Below are 20,160 nucleotides of genomic sequence, written 5' to 3'. Positions count from 1 at the left end.
TCGTCTCATTGATTTCACTTGGCGATACATACGTCATCAGGTCGGCGTCGCCGACTGTGTTTTGAACATCTTCCCTAGCGTTCTGCACGCACACCAACAAGAATGAAATCAAGTCAATCCGGGGACAGCGTTATGTCACTAGATAAAAGAATAAGACTACATTCGAGCCCTTTCACGTTTCGTACTGTCGATGCCGAAATTATCCATCTCGAGCGTGTCCTATGTGCGGAGGGCGCGAATTCATTTTTCGCCAAATCCTATTGGCGCAAAAGAGTGCTTCAGGCATCCGCGACGTCCGGGCTGGCGCCGAACCAGCAGCGACGCCTTTTCCGACTACTGGAACGTATAGACGCTTCCTGAGCAACGCCCTCGCAAAGCCTTTTGTTGCTTCCGACGGAAATGTGGTTGTCTCGTCACATCCGTCCATCGCCGGTCGGTGCAATGCTCAATCACTTGTTCACCCTGCGGAAAAAGGCCAGCCGCTGAAGCATGGATGATTCCGAGCAGGCTGTCTCTTGCTACGGCGAGTGAACCGGCTTGAGCGTGGTCGCGACGAATTCAGCCACGGCCTGCCTCGCTTCCGTCGCGCCTTCTCGTTATAGGCAAGGGTTGTACCGCGCTGGATGCAAGGGTCTTCGTAGAAAAGGGCTGCCTCGTAATAGCGTTGAACAACTGCCCGTTTCCCCTTCGTGCCACTGACACTTCAACGTCACTGCGCCTGTGGAGTTGCACGTCGGATAGAAAGCGACATATGCAGCGAAGCGAGCCTCTGACCGCAAAAGACAACCTGTTATCACGACAATGACGTGCCGCGAGTAACGTTGCTTGCCTTTGTCGCGCTGCCATTCAGAACGGCAGCAGACTAGCGTGACTTTCACGAACGAGTGACCCCAGTCCGCGAAAGCCCCGCTATCAACTCGCAGTTCTAGTGGCCGCTGTCCACGTTGCATTGTGGGAGATGACCACAAGTGGCCCATCCCGAGCGAGTCATGCTACCGCTCGCACTGGTGGCCCCGGATACACCGCCATACCCGGACGTGCCGGAAGAGGCGCTCGTCGATGTGCTGGGAGAGGCATTGGTAGACACCGATGCCGATTGAGCATCTTGCTGCCCTGACGTGTTGTCCTGGGCTTGCACCGCGCTCACTAATGAGAGTGAGCCTAGGAGCGCTGCAGACATGAGAAACGTCGACTTCATGACTTACCTCCTTTACGACATCAGGTTTCAGTTTTGCAGCCGCTATGGCACAGGCAATGGATGAAGGGGCCAGCATGCGCGTTGGCAGAGACGATGCCGGTGATTCCACCTGCTGCCGGAGCCCGGTTGCGGGGACGTTATTCCTGGCGTTGGCCTTTTACTGGGTTACGGGAGAAGTATCGCGGCAAATCCGCGATTGGCGTTCGAGGAGACAGGACGCACCTCAAGAACGGCCGGAGGGCCGGTAAGCCCAGCACGCGAAAAGGAAGCGCACGACCTAACCATATGTCGCCTCCCGGAAATGACACTAAGCCTTTCGTCATATGGCCTGTCGAAAACCTGCCTGGTACGGATTTCGCGTGCGAATCAGGCGCGCGATGTTTCCGATAGCGGTCTATCGCGTTTCATCCGTACTCGTACGGAGTAACCCGCAGGCCGGCACTCGACACAACTCAAGCACGTCGGGCCTGGACGGGACTATAAGGAGGAGACAATGCGGCATTGTGCAAGCAGCGTATCGGCGGGCGCCAGCGGATGGAGTAGTCCATCGATCCAGAAATCGCACGAGAGGTCGGAAAAATTTGGGCTCAACGCCTCGATGCGGCCTGACTACAACGTGCTGACGGACGGCGAGTTGCGGATGAAGCTCGAGCAGAACCATGCGCTTTGCGTTCATGCGACGCCCATCATGGAGACACTGCGCGAGCAGATCGTGAACACGCAAAGCATGATCGTTCTCACCGACGCGCAAGGACTGATTCTTCACTCGATCGGCGACGACGACTTTCTCCAGCGAGCTGAAAAGGTTGCGCTCAAGGCTGGCGCCAACTGGGCGGAAGAACAGCAAGGCACAAATGCGATCGGCACCGCGATCGCGGATCGCTGTCCGACTGTCGTTCATGGCGACCAGCACTATCTCGCGGCCAACAGCTTTCTGACCTGCTCCAGCGTGCCGATCCTCGATCCGTATGGCGATCTGGCCGGCGTGCTCGACGTGACGGGCGACCATCGCAGCTATCACCAGCACACGATGGCGCTGGCGAAGATGTCAGTGCAGATGATCGAAAACCATCTGTTTGCAAATACATTTCGGAACACACTTCAAATTGCGTTTCATGGACGGCCGGAATTTCTCGGCACATTGATGGAAGGCCTGATGGCCTTCACATGCGATGGGCGCTTTCTCTCCGCAAACCGGAGCGCCCAATTCCAGTTCGGTCTTCCACTGGCAGCGTTGCGCGCCCATACCCTGTCATCCCTCTTCGGCTTGACGACCCCGCAACTGATCGACCGTTTCCGTGCCAGTCAGGGACACCCCGTTTCCCTCGAGCTGAACAGTGGTGCCGTCGTATGCGCGAGCATGGAATTTCGCCGTCCGACGCCCGCAGAGGCGGCGCGATTGGCCGACGCATTCGAACCTGCTGCGCGCCCTGCCGTGCGGCACGCCCAGCCAGCGCGGCCCGCTTCCGTTGAAGGATCGCCATCGAGACTTGCGTCGCTGGAAACGGGCGACCCTCAGGTCTGCGCGGTCGTCGCGAAGGTGCGCAAGGTGATCGGCAAGAACATTCCCATCCTTATCACAGGCGAAACGGGCACCGGCAAGGAACTGCTCGCGCAGGCGATCCACTATGATTCGCCGCGCCGCACGGGTCCATTTGTCGCGGTCAATTGCGCGTCGATCCCGGAGAACCTGATCGAGTCGGAACTGTTTGGCTACGAAGAGGGTGCGTTCACAGGGGCACGCCGCAAGGGAGCGGTTGGCAAGCTGTTGCAGGCCGACGGCGGCACGCTCTTTCTCGACGAAATCGGCGACATGCCTTACCCGTTGCAGGTGCGTCTGCTGCGTGTTCTGCAGGAACGCGTCGTCGATCCCCTTGGCTCCAGTAAATCCGTGCCAGTCGATGTCGCCATTATCTGCGCCACCCACCGCAACCTGCGCGAGATGATCGTCCAGAACCGGTTCCGCGAGGACCTGTATTACCGGCTCAACGGGCTTGTCGTCAAACTTCCGCCACTGCGCGAGCGCACCGATCTCGCCGTCGTGGTCGAGAAGATGCTGGTCTCCGCGCGGCCCGATCAGGCCGCCAGCACGCGGTTGAGCGTGTCGGACGATGTCATGGCGTTGTTCCAGCAGTGCTCATGGCCCGGCAATTTCCGGCAACTCGGCAATCTGCTGCGCACGGCCGCCGCGATGGTCGACGACGACGGACAGATCAGGCGCGAGCATTTGCCAGACGATTTCTTCGAAGACCTGCACCGCGGTATCGCGGCACCCGGCCAACGGTCAGCGTGCGATCCGATGCAGCTGCCCGGTGCACGACTACAGGACGTCCAGGCTTCGGCGATCGCTGCGGCAGTCGCGCGGCACAATGGCAACGTGTCGGCGGCGGCGCGGATGCTCGGCATCTCGCGCAATACGGTCTATCGCAAGATGCCGTCGCTCGGTGCGGGCGGCGTTCGCGACGTCGATGACATCAGCGAAAACCCGTAGCGCGGCACTGTCGACATGTTCTCCATGCTGTCCAACCCTCTGTTGCATTTCGCAACACCTGCTCCAAATCTGAACAGCGTGTTCGGAGCGCTCGCGCCGTACAGCGCGAACTCGTTCGTGAACGGGCGACTCCGCGTCGAAGAACAATCTCACCGTCATGAGGCGCTTCATCCAATCTCTTGAATTTTCCTTAGGATGGCGAAATCACAACCGGCACGGAGCTTGCACCATGCAGTCTCGACCGCAATTCACGAGCGGTTTTTTCCAAATCCTCAAGGAGACGATCATGCAGTGGACTACACCCGCCTATACGGATCTGCGATTCGGTTTTGAAGTCACGATGTACATCGCAAACCGTTGACGTCGCGTTGATCAGCCGTCGCGCGCTGAATGTCGTGCGTGACGGCAGAATGAAAACCGGATTGACGAAGATCGGGATACTGCTTTCGCACGCCGGCGACATCACGGCGCGCAGTCGATATTCAGCAGTTCGAGCTCGATATCCCGCTGTCAATGCTCGACGCAATCGAAAGGCCTATCCGATATGAACACAACGCCTCCGAATGCCGATGCCCGCTTCCGCCCACGACTTTGCCAACGCTTGCGCCTGCAATGGGAACCCATCCAGGAGGCGTATGTCCTGCTCTATCCGGAAGGGACGGTAAGGCTCAATGCGAGCGCGGGCGAAATACTCTCACGTTGTGACGGTACACACGACCTCGACGAAATCATCGGCGAACTCGAAAAGCTGTTCGGCACGTCAGGCCTCGCGACTGAGGTGTACCGGTTTATCGACCACGGCCGCCAACGCGGCTGGCTGGACTGAATAAACACAGCGAATCTCCATCCGTCGTTCATTCGACACACTCCTTCAGAAGAACCCGCGCGGCTTCTTGCCATAGCTGATGAGCAGGTTCTTTGTCTGCTGAACATGGTCGCGCATCGTCTCGTGGGTCTAGAGACCGGTTTAGAGACCGATGCGCGACTTGCTTTGGCCACCCGATGCCGCATGTGCCGGATAAGTGCGGTCGAAATCCGTCCATACACGGACCGTCTGAATTTCGCGGCGGCAGCAATCCGTTCCCAACTGGCGTCATAACGTTCGCGTGCCACATATCGACAGCGATACAACGGGGTTCTGGTTCGACGCCGAACCTGTGACGGCACTGTCACGTTCGACAACAGGCGTTGGTCCACTGCTCCACGATGGGACAGTGCCCGGTTATCGCGACGGGAAGCTCGCTCAATACGGACTGTCTGCGCGCATACGTCTGCCGTTCGTCTCGACGTATCGCTCGCCAGACGCCGCGCAATGGCATACGACTTGCCTTTAACGACGCAGCCACTAAGCAGACCGTAGTTCTGCCCACAGGCATCGTACCGATAACTCAACAGGAGACAGTGATGAAGACAAGTTCGGCCTTGGCCGCGCGGCATGCGATGCTCGTAGCGGGCGTCGTTACAGCCATCAGTCTGATGCCAATACTGGCTGCCGCTGCAGCAGACTATCCGGCTGTGACCTATGAGCGGCTTGCGTCGGCGCAAAGCGATCCGGGCTGGCTCACCTACTACCGAACCTATAACGGCCAGGCGCATTCGCCCCTCAAGCAGATCGATACTTCGAATGTGAAGAACCTGAAGCAGGCCTGGTCTTACAGGTTTCCAGCCGATCTTCAGCAAGGCTTCGAGGCGACGCCTATCGTCAATGGACGCTTTCTCTTCGTGACGACACCCAAGGACAACGTCTACGCATTCGATGCCGCTACGGGAAAATCGCTGTGGAAATACGAGCCGAAGCTTGGCGCGGAGTCGTTCAAAACGGCCTGTTGCGACGTCGTGAATCGCGGCGTCGCACTGTATGGAAAGAACGTCTACGTCGCGATGCTGAACGGTGACGTCGCAGCACTCGATGCGCAAACGGGCGCACTAGTGTGGAAAAAGGCGATGTTCGAGCCTGGTCTTGGCTATGCGTTCTCCCTTGCGCCGCTTGCACTCGATGGCTCGCTGGTGGTCGGCAGTTCGGGCGGCGAGTATGGCGCGCGCGGCTTCATCGCCGCACTCGATCCCGAGAACGGCAACGTTTTGTGGAAGCGCTACACCGTTCCCGGCGCCAAAGAGCCGGGCGGCAATACATGGCCTGATGGCATGCAGGAACACGGAGGCGCGCCTGCATGGCTCACGGGTACCTACGATCCCGATGGCAAGACGCTCTATTGGGGTGTCGGCAATCCTGGACCATGGCTCGCCGATCTTCGCCCCGGCGACAACCTGTATTCGGATTCGCTGCTCGCGCTGGACCCGAAAACGGGGGACTTGAAATGGCACTATCAGTACACACGCCACGACACGTGGGACTATGACGGCGTCAATACGCCTGTCCTTGCGAACATCAAATATGAAGGCAAGGATTATGACGCGATCATCCATGCGGACCGCAACGGCTACTTTCACGCGATCGATCGCAGCAACGGAAAGCTGATCTATGCGCGTCCGTTTGTGAAGGCCACTTCAGTAACCGGCTATACGGCGGACGGTTCGCCCATACAGGACGCCGCGAAATATCCAAAGGCGGGCACGACTATCGAGACGTGTCCGAGCTTTCTAGGCGGCAAGAACTGGTGGTCGGTGTCCTATGACGCGGACAAGCACATCGCCATTGTGCCCGCGTTGCACGCGTGCATGTCCCTGTCGGGCAAATCAGTAAATTACATGGAGGGCTTGCCCTACCTCGGCGAAGGTTTCGAGATCAAACCTGAACCAGGCAGCAAGGGATACGGCGAGCTACAGGCTATCGACGTCAACACCGGCAAGAAGCTTTGGAGCCACTGGAGCAAGCTGCCGTGGAATGGCGGCGTCGCCACCACGGCTGGCGGCCTCGCGTTCAGTGGTTCGCTCGATGGTCATCTTTACGCGTTCGATGTCACCAGCGGCAAGGTGTTGTGGGAAAGCCCGAAGCTCGCGAGCGGCATCATTGCGCAGCCCTCGGTATTCGAGATCGACGGCAAGGAGTATGTCGCCGTGCTCGCCGGCTACGGCGGCGCCAACCCGATCTGGGGCGGCCCGATGGCGAAAGCGGCAGACAAGGTGCCGCGTGGCGGAACCCTCTATGTGTTCGCGCTCAGTCATTCGTAACTTTCAGAACGCGGGCGGGCGTGCCTTTCAGATTGCAACACCCGTCCCGATCATCCGGACATTCGACATGAACCATTCTCTCTATCGTGTACCGGCGATGAGTTTCGTCGCCATGTGCGCTGCCCTTGCTTCACTGCCTTCAGCGGCGAGCGTGAAAATCTGCACATTCCCGGGCAGCCCGACTGCATCGCTCGATCAGGCCGTCGCACGCGATGTCTTTGCCACCGCCGGTATCGCTGCAAAACTGGTCCAGCATGGCATTGGCGATGGCGACGATGACGGCGTCTCGCTCAAGGAACTCGACAAGACCCTCGCGCGCGACTGTGATGTAATCGCAGGCTTTCCGCGTTCGAGCGTAGCGGATACATCCAGCAGCAAGCTGAAATTCTCACGTGGCTATTTGCGCTCGGGCTATGTGAGCATCGGCGCGACGACCGCGAATCCGGACAGCGCCGCGAAGGACACGGTCGCGGCGACCTATGCGAGCCCGGCGCAATTGATCGCCGTGCAACTCTCAAGCGCGAAGCTTCACCTGGAGAACACCTCGGCACTGACCGTCGACGCAGTGGCAAAAGGACAGGCGCAGCGCGCGATCGTCTGGTATCCGGCTGTGGTGGCCTATCAGCACGCACATCCGCAGCAGCATTTCGTCGTCGCCCCATCGCATTCGCCGTATGCCGACTGGCAACTCGTCTTTGCCTTCGGAGCACGTACTGCCGCTCTCAGCGATCGGATCGATGCCGCCCTCGGCAAGTTATCGAACACGGGACAGCTCTCGACACTCACACGTGAGTGGGCGCTGCCCACAAGCGTCACGGATTCGTCCGCTGCTGCGAAGGTCGATGCGATGCGATATCGTGACGGACCTTCTTCCGGCTCGCTCATGCTTGCATCCTCAGACAACCGACGCGTGCCGCAAGCGGGCGGCTTCATTCGGGTCGCCGCCGATGCCGCAGCGGGTGCTCCGCCCTCTTTTGATCAGTCGCAGGCAAAGCACGGGAAGATGCTCTACTCAGCATCATGCGCGAAATGTCATGGCGCGCAACTGCAAGGTGTCACTGCACCTGCGCTACAGGGGCCCGCATTTGCGCCAGCGGCAAACGCGCATCTCACTATCGGCGGGGTGTTCACCTATATGGCGACGAATATGCCCGCCGACAAACCCGGCAAGCTCAAGGATCAGGACTACGCTGACATCATGGCGTTTCTGCTGTACTCCAATGGCTATCAGCCGGGCAGTTCGAAATTGACGGCAGGCGACGCGCGGGCATCGGCGACTCCGCTGAATGCAGGACCATCACGATAAAGCGGTTCAGTGCTGTTTTGAATGTACTGTGAGCAACTGCCGGTGGCGTGCTTGCGTTTCGTCATCGGCGGGGAACCTGCATTCCACGCGTAGTTTCTGCGCCACGGCGTTCTGCGGTGCGCGCACAGTCGTAACCATCGAGACATAGCGAAGCACCCTTCGCGCGAGGCCATGTCGATGAAGGAGTTGAACAAGCGCCTCCCATCTAATCACCGCGCGGCGCAGCACGGCTGCCCGCGCGGGCGGCCCTAGCGGTAACACGAACGCGCCGCGTCATCGACGCACTTTTGATAAGCCTGCTGGCACTCGTGCGCGCACTGCCTCTGTTGTTCAGCCACGCTGCCGGGCGCCGTCGTCCGACCAGAAGATCTGCATTCACATCGCGCGAGCGTGGAATTGCACACGCTGACCTGGACGGATGCGCAGAGTTGATCGACTTTCGCACACGCGTCGAAAGGGCGCGCTGCGAAGACGAACAGTACCGTGCTGACGATCAGAATGCGCATGCCAGTCTCCCATCACATGATCAAGGTCCTCAGCCGGATCGGTGACCCGCGCCATGCCGAGGTTGGACTGCTCACATGCTGCGAAGAGCCTTCGCTATCTCCGCAACAAGCTGATGTTGCAGATAGGGCTTGCGCAGCCGTGGAATATCCACGCTCGTTCCCTTCGGCAGATCGGCGTAACCCGTGGCAAGCAGGATCGGGAGGCCCGGTCTTAGCTCGCGGGCAGCATCCGCCAGCTGCACGCCCGTCATTTTGGGCATCGAATAGTCCGTGATGAGGAGATCGACCTTATGTCCTTCGCGGAGGATCTCAAGGGCTTTCGCGCCCGAGTTCGCTTCGATGACGTCGTGTCCCAGGTCTTCCAGCAGATATGCCGTGCTCGTCGCGATCAACGCATCATCGTCCACCACCAGAATAGTGGCTCGCGCGGCGGCGCTCGCGCTGCCTTCTGATGCAGGCTCTGCCCCTTGCGGCGCGGCGGGGGCGTGCGTGACGGGCAGCCATAGCTCTGCCTGCGTACCGCGACCTGGCTCACTTGCGAGCCTCAGCGCGCCACTGAGCTGGAGCGCGAGGCCGTGGATCATTGAAAGCCCAAGCCCCGTGCCTTTGCCGACTTCCTTGGTGGTAAAGAAAGGCTCCGCCGCCTTTGAGAGCGTAACGGCATCCATGCCCTGCCCCGTATCGCTGACGGTGACACGCACATAGTCGCCGGCCGCGAGATCCACGAGCTCGGATGTGTGCACCACATCGACCTGGATCGAGATCGTGCCGCCATCCGGCATCGCATCACGGGCGTTGACGACCAGATTGAGAAGCGCAAGTTCGATCTGGTTTGCGTCCGCCAGCGTACGCGGCAGGTGGTCGGGTAACTCGAGCCTGAGTTCGACCTCCGCCCCGATCGAACGCTCGATCAGGTCGGTCATCCCGCGAACCAGACTGCACAGATCGGTCGGTTCGATCCTGAGGTCCTGCTGCCGCGCGAACGCCAGAAGGCGCTGGGTCAACGCGGCGCCACGCTGGGCGCCCCGAAGCGCGCCATCAACGAGGCGCACGGTCTTTTCCTCGCCGGGCACCTGCTTGCGCAGCAGTTCGAGATTACCGATGACCGCCATCAGCAGGTTGTTGAAATCATGGGCGACGCCGCCCGTCAATTGCCCGATCATCTCCATCTTCTGGACCTGGCGCAGCTGTTCTTCCATGCGCTCGCGTTGCCGGATCTCTTCGAGTACGGCCTGATGCGCCCGCTCCAGTTGCGTGGTGCGCTCAACGACCTTCGCTTCAAGCGTTTCATTCAGGCGGCGCAGGTTCTCTTCAGCGGTTTTTCGGGCGGTGATGTCGGCGCACACGCCCACCATCCGCCTGGGACGGCGGCCCCTGTCACGCACGAACCGGGCGCGCAGGTCGGCCCAATGCGCGGTGCCGTCAGGCCAGACCGTGCGGCATTCGACTGCGAGGTCGCGGCCCGTGTCCGCGCTCAGCGAAATGGCCTCGCGCACGTCATGCCGGTCATCGGGATGAATGCCCGCTTCGAAGTCGCCATAGGCGAAAGGCTCCGTTGCCGTTCGGCCGAACACGGCCCTGCTGGTGGCCGACATGTTCAGGTAGGACGTCGACAGGTCCAGTTCCCACGTACCAAGCTGGCCTGCCGTCAGCGCGGTCTGCAGACGCGCCTCGCCTTCATGCAGCTCTTCGATGCGGGAACGGGCCTCGAACTGCCGGAAACGGCCCCGTTGCGCGTTCCCGACTACGCTGATGAATGTCATCGGGTGAAACGGCCGCTCCAGAAAGATAACGTTGCCCAAGGTATCCGACAGTCTCAACGCAGCGGGGTCCCTGTCCGGGGAGCCCTGGCCGCGCGTCAGGACAATAAACGGAAAGTCCGACCAGGAGGCCTGCGCCGCCACCCATGCCGCGATCGGGGTGAGATCGGCATCGACGAGGGCTTCTTCCGTCACGACTGCGCAGCACACCTCCTCTCCGAGCATGGCCGAAAGATCCGCAAGACGGGTGCACACGAACGACGCGATTCCCGCTTCGCGCAACAGCGCAGCGGCAACCGGGGCGTCTCGTCCACGCGGCGCGAGGATCAATACCGGGCAGGCACTCCGGTCAGGGGCTGACATTTCCCATCGCACCAGGATCAAGCAACGGCCGGGCGTCGCCGGCGAAAGTCGGCACGCCGCGCAAAACGCCATGAAAGCTGTCCAGCGGTGCGCCGATGATCAGCCCCGACTGACTGATGCGAAACTCGCGGATCGTTTCTTCGTGAGCTCCCGTGCGCTTCTTGATGATGGACACGGCGCGTCGCACCCGACCGAGCGCCTCGAAATAACGCAGAAGAACGACGGTATCGGCAAGGTAGGTCACGTCCACGGGGGCCTTCATGTCGCCGAACAGACCATGCTGTGCCACCGTCAGAAAGGTGGCCGCGCCCCGCCGGTTCAGATATTGAAGCAGCTCGTGGATATGCAGCACCAGCGAGTTTTCCTCTGGCATTGCCGCCTGATAGCCGTTGAGGCTATCAATCACGACGGTCTTCGCCTGTGCGTTGTCGACGCTCGAACGAACGCGGTGGGCAAACTCGCCGGGGGAAAGCTCCGCGGCGTCGACCTGCTCGATGTACAGCTGGCCTGTATCGCACATTGCCTCGAGATCGAGATCCATCTTACGGGTGCGGTCGAACAGCAGCCCAAGCTCCTCATCGAAGACGAACAGCGCCGCTTTTTCGCCGCGCCCGAACGCAGCGCGGATGAACTGCAGCGCAAAAGTGCTCTTGCCCGCGCCCGCCGGCCCAAGGACCAGCGTACTCGATCCTTGCTCGACGCCGCCCCCGAGGAGCGCATCGAGTTCGGCAACGCCGCTGCGTATCTCGCAGCGCGCAAACTGGCTGCGGTGTTCCGCCGCGACCAGACGCGGATAGACGGAAACACCCCCGGTTCTGATGGCGAAGTCATGATACCCGCCCCGGATGGCTCGTCCCCGGTATTTCGAGACTTTCAGCCTGCGCCGCTCCGCCCCATAGTCGGGGGCAAGCTCCTCCAGCTTGATGACACCATGGGCGACGCTGTGAACCGTTTTATCGGTCGTGTCCGCGGTCAGATCGTCGAGCAGCAGCACTGTTGCACCATGCCGCGAAAAGTAGTGTTTCAGGGTCAGCACCTGCCGGCGGTAGCGCAGCGAGCTTTGAGACAGCAGCCGGATTTCTGACAGGCTGTCGAGCACGACCCGCGCGGGCTGGACACGTTCAAAGGCGTCAAGAATCAGCCTGGTGGTCTCTCCGAGTTCGAGATCGGATGAATACAGCAGACTCTGCTGATGGTCGGCGTCCAGCAGGCTTTCGGGCGGGGTCACCTCGAATATCTCGACATTGTCCCCGAGATGCCAGCCGTGCGAGGCCGCGCCGTTGCGCAGCTCCTTTTCCGTTTCCGACAACGTGATGTAAAGACACCGTTCGCCCGCTTGCGCGCCTGTCATCAGGAAGCAAAGGGCGATCGTGGTTTTCCCCGTCCCCGGCGCGCCCTCGAGCAGGAAGATGTTGCCTCTCGTGAGGCCGCCCATGAGAACGTCATCGAGGCCCGGCACGCCAGTCCGGGCTATGGGTGCGCTTTCAATCCCGGCGTCGTTCGATAGAGGTTTGACAGCCATCGTTCAGTGCCTGTAAAGCATCCTGCGACAGTGGTAGCAATTTGCGGACCCGGTCACCTCGCCTTTTTATTCAACGCACGAGTGATTCGTGTGAAATGACGGGCAGGCATGATGCAGTTTTTGACGCGCGATGCGCAGCAGCCCGCAACGGGGCAGGCGCGAAACCGAATCGCATATGCACGGAATAATCCGGGCGCACCGGCTGTTGAGTATTCGATGTCACGCGCTCGCCTTCCCTGCGTCATCACCGCCGCCTTTGCGCGATTTCGACTTTTTGCCAGCCAATCATGATGCCATTCGATCCAGACAACCTGCTGCGCCCCATCGATGGTAGCGCGCCGACGGGCGAAAACCTCGAATACGATCCGGAATTCATCGCGCTCGAACGGCTCGCCACACCGACATCCGAGCGCGCGATGGGCGACAGCCTGAAGGCCGCGGTGGAACCCGACTGGGACAAGGTGGCAAGCGCCGCCGAGGCGTTGTTCAACCGTACCAACGACCTGCGCGTCGCGATCCATCTGACGGCCGCCTCGACGCGCATCCATGGCCTTGCAGGCTGGACGGCTGGTTTGAGACTGGTTCGCGGTCTGCTCGAACGCTACTGGGACGCGGTGCACCCGCAGTTGGACGCCGACGACAACAACGACGCCACCGCGCGTTCCAACGCGATCATGCCGCTCGGCGATCCTCAAAGCGTGCTCGCATATTTCCGCAACGCGCCCTTTGTGACGTCACCGCGACTCGGCCGCTTTTCGTTGCGCGATCTGCGGATCGCGACGGGCGCGATGAATCCGTCGCCATTCGCGGCCGGCTCGCCGCCGCCGACGCTGATCGATCTCGAAGCGTGCTGCATGGATTGCGCCGAGGACCAGTTGCCCAACGTGGCGGCGACGCTTGCCATAGCGCTCGAGCACGCGCGCGCGATCGGCGCGATCGCGAGCGAAAAGCTGGGTACGGCCGGCCCCGACCTGAGCCATCTCGCCGGCGATATCGAAGAACTGAAGAAGTTCGTCGATGCGCAGTTGTTGCGGCGTTTTCCGGAACGCAGCGAAGCGCTCGCCGCCGCATTGGCGCCGAACGACGAGGACGGGGACGGGGATGCGCCCGCGAATCCCGAAACCCGGCGCGGCAACGGACAAATCGAGGGGCCTGACGACGTCGTCCTGCGCATCGATGAAATCTGCGAGTACTTCGAACGTCACGAACCGTCCAGTCCGCTGCCGATCCTGCTCAAGCGAGCCCGAAATCTGGTCGGAAAGAACTTCGCGGAGGTCCTGAAGAACGTCGCACCCAGCGGCCTTGCGGAATTGCGGACGCTGTCCGGTCCGGACGAAGATTAATTTGCACAGAGCGGCGCGACATTGGGCGGCCGTGGCGCTCGAACCGCGCTGCTTCAAAAACCGCTGTCCACTACGCGAAGGCGAACCAGCAAACCAGCAGCACGCTCACCGCAACCATGCCGAGCACGGCGCATGTGGCGAGCGGCCGCGTTATTGCACGTCCGGCATCTTCCGCATTTTCGCTACTTCGAGCATCGCGGCCATCGGGCGACGCGTCACGCTGAAACGCGATGCCCCGCGGCACCGCCCGCCGCACGGTGTCGTCGGCACCCGCTGTATCGCGCGCCAGCGATTCGAGCAACGCGCGCCGCCGTTGCCGGTATTCATCGCGTCGAATCCGCTGTAGTCGATGGTCCTCGTCGAGCGCGCGCAATGCGTCGTTGACCTGCTGCTCGTCCACACTCATTCCCGTTTCTCCTCTGTCGCAGCCACACGCACTGCACGACGTCCATCACATGGGTCCGGCCTGTCTCGACGCGCTCGATCGCGAAGTGCATCGCGAGTGCATCGATCCGCCATAAGCGCTGACGATAGGCTCCAGACGATTCATCGCGGTCACGGCGCTTCGAGCCGCACGATGAGCGCGGAAATGTTGTCGCGCGCGCCGCGCCCAAGGGCGAGCGAGAACAGGCGCTCGATCTGTTGATGCGGGCTCTGCTGCTCGCGACAGATCACCGACAATTCGCCATCGCTCAACTCCTTGGTGACGCCATCCGAGCACAACAGGAACTGCATGCCGGGACGACTGCCCGCCACGGCCCAATCGACGTAGAGCGTCTCATCGACGCCGACTGCCCGCATCAGCATGCCTGCGTCCGCGCCTGGTGGCGCGCGTCGTCCGAAATGCGCGACGTCGATGGGCTGACCCTGCACATGATCGCAAGTAAGTTGCGTCAATGCGCCCGTTTCCTGCACGTAGACGCGGCTATCGCCGACCCAGCCGCACAGCACGAACCGCGGGTCATGGACCATCAGCGCGACTGTCGAACCGATCACGTCGGCCCGTCGCGCGACGGCGGCCTCGCGCAGCTCGGTGTTGACCTGTTGCAGACTCTCCTCGATCGCGGCGATGAAGTCATAGACGCTGCCTTCGCGCGTCAGCGCGCCAAGCCGTTCGACGATCAGCGCGCTCGCGTAGTCGCCAGCCGAATGGCCGCCCAGGCCATCGGCGACCGCCCACAGTCCGAGGTCGTCGCGAACGAGGATCGCGTCTTCGTTGCGGCGGCGCACCTTGCCTGTCTCGGTGCGGCCGGCGGAGCAATAGCGCCTCGTCACGAGCGGGCTCCCAGCACGGCCAATGGCCATTGCGCGGGCTGCGCGCCCAAGCCCGCGCACACCGCGAGATGCAGGCGGACTTCCTCGTTCGTGGCCAACGCCAGCGCCTCGGCGAGGCACGCGTGCGGAAGCTGGGTGAGCGCGCGCGTGACGACCAGCAGCAGCCGGTCGCCATCTTCGAGCGTGACGCACGCTTCGTCGCAATCCGGCTCTTGCGCGCCACCGATGCCGGGCATCGTGAGCCATGCATCGCCGAACAGCAGATCGTCGAATTCGCCGCCCGCACCTGCGGCTCGCTCGACGAACAGCGGCTGCAACTGGCCGCACCGCCAGTGCCAGGCCGACGCGGCGCCGATTCGCAGCAGCCGCACCCGTGCTGCGTCGAAGCGTGCGATCAGGGCCGCGCCATTTTCCGTCGGCGCGTGGCATGCATCGTGCGCCCCGGGTTGGCCTTCGCGCAGTCGTGCGTGCAGCGTCAGCAGGTGGGTTCGCAGACTCGCCAGATCAGCCGCGCCTCGCTGCGCCGTCTCGCGGATCGCGTGCGCTGCATGCCGGTGCGAGTGGTACGGACCCTCGTCGGCGCTCAGCAGCAGCGTACGGCCTTCGTCGAGCAGCAGGAGAGCTTCGCCGGCGTGCGCGGCGTGACCGGCTGCCCACGCGCGGCCGGGCACCCATCGGTCGTCGCGACCATCACCGACGATCTGCGAACGATGAGCGAAGGCATGGTACGTGGTGTCCATCGATGACACGGACGCGCCGTCAGACGCGGCCACCCATCGATCACCCATCGCCGCTGCCGCGAGCGCCAGATCATCGACGGCCAATGGATCGTGCAGCCCATGCGACTGCGTCGGCATGCTTCGTTCATCATGACGTTCGTGCGCTTGCAGACCTGACTGCGCGGCGTCCATCGCGTCGTCGTCGGGCAACGCAACAGGCTCGCATTGCCGAACGGATCGCAAGCCGAACTCGTGCAGCACATCGCCCGTCCCATCGACTTCACCCGCAACGTCCGCGTCCGACGCCACCGGTTCCAGCAGCACCGCATAGCTCAGCGGCAACCCACGCGTCGCCAGCAGTCGTGCGGCGCCCGCCGTCCACCAGAGGCACCACGGCCCCGGCCGCCTGCCGAGCTGCGACCACGCTTCGGCCAGCATCATCGCGACGGCCGCGCCTTCGGGCATCGCCAGTTGCCATTGACCGTCGTCCCACGGCAGCGAGCGCCACAGCGCAGCCCTCGGCGTCGCCCGTTGCATGTGCGTCAGCGGACCAGGCAACGTCGCCACACGCGCATCGAACGTCTCGACGCTCACGAACTCGTTCTGCGCGCTGCGATAGACACGCTCCAATGCATCGAACCACGCATGATTGCCGACGACGGCCTCGACATCGGCGTCACAGCGCGCAGCCAGCACGATCGGAAAGGCGCGGCCAAGCCGGTCGACGGCCGGTCCGACGAGGCCGCACCACGCGACGCCGCCGCACACGGGCGCGGGCAACACGAAGCGCCACGCCGGGCCCTGTCGCCATGCGGCATCCCATTGCGCACCCAACTCGCGGCGCCCGGCTTCAACCGCGCGCTGGAAATGACGGTCCCAGCTTTCGACGAACGTGGCGGGCAGCCGTCGTTGAACGAAATCGCCCGCGCGAGGCAACTTGCCAAAGAAGCCGACACCTCCGTTCATCGCGGACACCTGAAACGCCGGACTTCGTCGTTGAGGAACGGGCTCTTCAGACTCGCGGGCGCGATCGGCAGCTTCGCGGCATGGCCCGCGAAGTCGAAGCTCGCGAGATAACGCAGATCGCCCTGCTTCTGCAGATGAGCCGCGTCGAGCGCATGGAAGAACGCCCAGTCGCCGTCGAATTTCAGCGGCGCGCCAATCGGCTGGCCCGATGTATCGAACGCGCTGATGACCACATGCCCAGGCTGCGGTCCGGGCCACGTCATCGGCATGCTCGCGGCGCCGTTCGCCGCATAGTCATACTTCTGTCCGTCGATTTCGACGGTCAGCTTCGCGATCGCCGGATCGAGTTGCGGTGCGAGCAACGTAAAGCCGACCTGCAGCTGCGCGCCGTTGCGGAAATAGATCTGACGGATGTCATCGGCCGTCTGCGCTTCGCTCAGCACGGCAACCGGGCCGGCGGGCGCACCGGGCTTCCAGCGCCAGACGCGGCCGCTGGTATCGACCGATTTCGACAGCGTCGACTTGAAGAAACTGTCGAAGCGCCCGCCGTTGCCAAACAGTTCGGCGAAGTTCTGCACGGGGATATCCGATCCGCCGTTCGACGCAAACGGATAGCGGGCATCGACGAAGCTCGCGCAGTCATTGCCGGCTGCCTCGCGAAACTGGCTGACGAGCGCGGCGCTGCTGCCGCTCGCGACGAGATCCGCGCTTTTGCCCGTCAAGCCGGAGATCAGCGACGACACCTGCGGCGGCAATTGGTCGTTCTCCTGGCGCGCCGCGAGCAGCGCCTGGTTGTTCTGCGCGCCGGGCGCGCCCAGGTCGGTCATCGTCAGCAGGTTTTTGCCGAGCTGATCGAGCACGGTGCTCAGCTGATCGAGCGGCGTCGAGCCCGGCGTGCCCACGCTGATCTCGTTCAATTGCGCGAAATGCGCGTCGATGGCGGCTCCCGGCTGGCTAGCCGGCGCATTGCCCGACGCCGGTCTGGCAGGCGAGCCATCCGGCAACGTCGCACCCGCGTCGCGCAATTCGCCTGCGAGACGCGTATTCGCCGCGCGTCTGAGCGCGAGATTCCCGCCCACCGACGCCGCCTGCGCGCCCACCGCCGATGCCGCCGAAGCGGCCGAAGCCACTGATACGCCGCCCGTAGTCGACACGCGCAGCATGTCGCTGGTGTTGTCGCGCACCAGATGCAGCAGCGCCTTCAGCGGCGAACTCGGCCCCGACAGCTTCGCGGCCAGCGCACTCGCGCCCTCGATATCGGACACTGGCTGAAGCTGCAGGTCAGCGAGCAGCCCATCCCAGGCCTTGATGTAATCCTGCTCGTACAACGCCAGCACCTGCTGCTCATAGCGCGAGCGCGCAAGGGGATCGATGCGGCTCGCGTCGAACACCCAGTAGTCTTTCACGAACCCGTTCACCGATCGATCGACTCCGCCGTTCACCTCGGCGGCAAAAACCGGCCTCGTGAACAGCGCGGGAAGCGGCTGTGACAACGGCGCGCCGCTCTTGCGACGGAACACGTTGCCGAGCAGCCCGAGCGACTGATCGAGTCGCACGGGCGGCGCGCCCGAACGATTGGCGTCGAGCTGGACGTTGCCATAGATCAGCTGCGCGAGATCGGCGGTCTTCAGCGTCGCGCGCGCCTGATCGATCAGCGCATTGTCGAGCGTCAACGCGCGGGGCTTCGCCGGATCGTCGAGCAGCGCGGAGAAGTGCTTATCGAGCGCATTCTGGATCGCCGGGTCCTGCGGGAACAAACGCTGCCATTCGATACGCGCGAGCGCCGCCAGCTCGCCGGTATCGAGATGCTGTGGCTGGCCGAGCATCAGATAGCCCTTCAGGTAGTCGTAAAGCGCCTGTGGATTGCTTGCGCTGGCACTGAGCCCTTCCCGAAAGCGCACGCCGACGCCGGGCAGCAACGTGCCGTCGAGTTCGCGAAGATACGCGGCATGCGCCTGCGCGAGCAATGCATGGCCCTGAAACAGGCCGAAGCGCATCAGCCAGGGCACATGGCCCTGATACTGGCCCGCGACGTCCTGCGCACCGGAAATCACTTCGAGGCGCGCGAGCGCACGCGCGAAAAACGCCTTGATATCCGGTGCGCCAGAGAGCGTGCTAGCCTGGGGCAGGTCTTGCAGCGTGTCCTGCACCTGCGCGACGTAGAGACGGTTGCGCGTGTAACTGGCCGCGAAACCGGCGATCAGCAGCGCCGTGACGAGCGCGATGCCCAGGTACGCGCCCCCCTGCATCAACAGCTTCTGCCGTTCGAGCCGTGGATTGGTGCCGGCAAGGCCCGACTCGCGAAACAGCACATCTTTCAACAGCCGTTCGACAAAGAACGTGCGGCGCTGCGTCGCCGCGCCCTGCACGCGCGCGGCATCCACACCAAAGGTGCGCGCAACGGCGCTCAGCATCCGATCGATGGGCGCGCCCTGCTGCGTGCCCGAGGTGAGGTACGTGCCGCGCAATAACGGCGGCGCGCCATACTGATGACGCCCGAACGCGCCTTCGACGAACTCTCGCGCAATCTCGCGAAACGCGCCGAGCTGCTGCGGAAAGCCAAGCACGGCTGCCCGCCGGCTGCGATCGCGCTCCTCATGCAGACGCTCGATCACACGCGTATTGAGGCGCTCCAGCAGCAGATCGAACTCGTCCGCGAAGCGCGCGCAGGCGCTGCCGTCGATACTCGCATCGACGGGAAACGTCATGCCCCATACCTGGCTGCGCAGATCGGGCCCGAGATCGTCGAAGAACTCGGTGAAACCCGCCACGAGATCGCACTTGGTGAACACGAGATACACGGGCACCGCCACCTTCAGATGCTGCGCAAGTTCGTCCAGCCGGCGACGCACGGTGCGGATGTGCTGCTGACGCGCGTCTTCATCGAGCGTCAGCAGATCGGACACGCTCATCGTCACGATCACGCCGTTCAGCGGACGACGTTTGCGATAGCGGCGCAGCAAGGACAGAAACGCCTGCCATGCGGATGCGTCGGCCGTCGCATCGGAGTCTTGCGTCGTGTAGCGGCCGGCCGTATCGAGAAATACGGCCTCGTCGGTAAACCACCAGTCGCAATTACGCGTGCCGCCGATGCCGCGCAGCGCCTCCTTGCCGAAGCGCTCAGACAGCGGAAACTCGAGCCCGGAATTCTGCACCAGCGTGCTCTTGCCCGAGCCCGGCGGCCCGATCACGACATACCACGGCAGCGCGTACAGATTGCCGCCGTTCGAGCGCGTCTTGCGCAACGTATCGATGGCTTCACGAAAGCGCTGCTGCAACTGCTCGCGTTCGGCGCTGCCGGGGTCGTCGGCGGCAAGCCGTGCGTCCTGTCCCGCGAGTTCGCCTGACAGCTGCGACGTCTTGCGCCGCGCCCGCCATTGGATGGCCTGCTCGTAGACGAGCCAGGCCAGCACGATCGCAAAGATCAGCGCGAGCCGCGCCGCCACGCCCGCGAGCGGTTGCCCGTCGCCGATGCCGACATACGGGCCGCCCAGCCAGATCAGCGCAGCGATCAGCAGCAAGCCGGTTGCGACGGTGAACCACCGGGACGTCACCCAGGTTTTCAGCGTGTTCATGGGT

12 protein-coding genes and 1 pseudogene are annotated in these 20,160 nt (G+C 62.7%); 6 read left to right on the top strand and 7 right to left on the bottom strand.

Annotated elements, in window-relative coordinates:
* Window positions 1-1,691 precede the first annotated feature (1,691 nt).
* The 5 genes from J8I87_RS11525 to J8I87_RS11505 all read left to right on the top strand — a co-directional run bounded on the left by J8I87_RS11525 (window position 1,692) and on the right by J8I87_RS11505 (window position 8,127).
* Window positions 1,692-3,689: a sigma-54-dependent Fis family transcriptional regulator gene (locus J8I87_RS11525; protein ID WP_209931569.1), complete on the top strand. Its 1,998-nt coding sequence runs from the start codon at window positions 1,692-1,694 to the stop codon at window positions 3,687-3,689.
* 286 nt (window positions 3,690-3,975) lie between these two features.
* The gene (pqqA, locus tag J8I87_RS11520) at window positions 3,976-4,050 is read left to right on the top strand and encodes a pyrroloquinoline quinone precursor peptide PqqA (protein WP_090536325.1); all 75 of its coding nucleotides are present in this window, start codon (window positions 3,976-3,978) and stop codon (window positions 4,048-4,050) included.
* Between the two features lie 183 nt (window positions 4,051-4,233).
* On the top strand, window positions 4,234-4,515 hold the full coding sequence (gene pqqD, locus J8I87_RS11515; protein WP_209931568.1) for a pyrroloquinoline quinone biosynthesis peptide chaperone PqqD: 282 nt from the start codon (window positions 4,234-4,236) through the stop codon (window positions 4,513-4,515).
* 578 nt (window positions 4,516-5,093) lie between these two features.
* A complete protein-coding gene (locus tag J8I87_RS11510; RefSeq protein ID WP_209931567.1) occupies window positions 5,094-6,821 on the top strand; it encodes a methanol/ethanol family PQQ-dependent dehydrogenase in 1,728 nt (575 codons plus the stop codon).
* 67 nt (window positions 6,822-6,888) lie between these two features.
* Window positions 6,889-8,127 carry a c-type cytochrome gene (locus J8I87_RS11505; RefSeq protein ID WP_209931566.1) on the top strand — a complete coding sequence of 413 codons (1,239 nt, stop codon included), beginning with the start codon at window positions 6,889-6,891 and terminating at the stop codon, window positions 8,125-8,127.
* A 6-nt stretch (window positions 8,128-8,133) separates the two neighbouring features.
* Here J8I87_RS11505 and J8I87_RS44650 read toward each other — a convergent pair.
* From J8I87_RS44650 to J8I87_RS11495, 3 genes and pseudogenes are all read right to left on the bottom strand, one after another.
* Window positions 8,134-8,283: pseudogene (locus J8I87_RS44650) on the bottom strand (transcriptional regulator); the annotation flags it as partial.
* Window positions 8,284-8,704: 421 nt separating this feature from the next.
* A complete protein-coding gene (locus J8I87_RS11500) occupies window positions 8,705-10,756 on the bottom strand; it encodes a hybrid sensor histidine kinase/response regulator (protein WP_209931565.1) in 2,052 nt (683 codons plus the stop codon).
* Window positions 10,743-12,278, bottom strand: a complete 1,536-nt coding sequence (locus J8I87_RS11495; RefSeq protein WP_209931564.1) for an ATPase domain-containing protein — start codon at window positions 12,276-12,278, stop codon at window positions 10,743-10,745. Before J8I87_RS11495 ends, J8I87_RS11500 begins: the two co-directional genes overlap by 14 nt.
* Window positions 12,279-12,565: 287 nt before the next feature.
* On the opposite strand from J8I87_RS11495, the gene tssA reads away from it, so the two are divergent.
* Window positions 12,566-13,621 (top strand): type VI secretion system protein TssA, encoded by a 1,056-nt coding sequence (gene tssA, locus J8I87_RS11490; RefSeq protein WP_209931563.1) that lies wholly within the window; start codon window positions 12,566-12,568, stop codon window positions 13,619-13,621.
* A gap of 70 nt (window positions 13,622-13,691) precedes the next feature.
* Here tssA and J8I87_RS11485 read toward each other — a convergent pair whose 3' ends face one another.
* From J8I87_RS11485 to tssM, 4 genes are all read right to left on the bottom strand, one after another.
* Window positions 13,692-14,027 carry a hypothetical protein gene (locus J8I87_RS11485; RefSeq protein ID WP_209931562.1) on the bottom strand — a complete coding sequence of 112 codons (336 nt, stop codon included), beginning with the start codon at window positions 14,025-14,027 and terminating at the stop codon, window positions 13,692-13,694.
* 149 nt (window positions 14,028-14,176) lie between these two features.
* Window positions 14,177-14,896 carry a protein phosphatase 2C domain-containing protein gene (locus J8I87_RS11480; protein WP_313064392.1) on the bottom strand — a complete coding sequence of 240 codons (720 nt, stop codon included), beginning with the start codon at window positions 14,894-14,896 and terminating at the stop codon, window positions 14,177-14,179.
* Window positions 14,893-16,581, bottom strand: coding sequence for a type VI secretion system-associated protein TagF (tagF, locus tag J8I87_RS11475; protein ID WP_209931560.1), 1,689 nt, complete (start codon window positions 16,579-16,581; stop codon window positions 14,893-14,895). The genes J8I87_RS11480 and tagF overlap by 4 nt, the downstream gene beginning before the upstream one ends.
* A complete protein-coding gene (gene tssM, locus J8I87_RS11470; protein WP_209931559.1) occupies window positions 16,578-20,156 on the bottom strand; it encodes a type VI secretion system membrane subunit TssM in 3,579 nt (1,192 codons plus the stop codon). The genes tagF and tssM overlap by 4 nt, the downstream gene beginning before the upstream one ends.
* Between the last annotated feature and the right edge of the window lie 4 nt (window positions 20,157-20,160).

Source organism: Paraburkholderia sp. LEh10, from assembly GCF_017814945.1.
Taxonomy (GTDB): domain Bacteria; phylum Pseudomonadota; class Gammaproteobacteria; order Burkholderiales; family Burkholderiaceae; genus Paraburkholderia.
The sequence above is the reverse complement of the archived record's forward strand: the minus strand, read 5'-3'. Positions and strand labels throughout refer to the sequence as shown.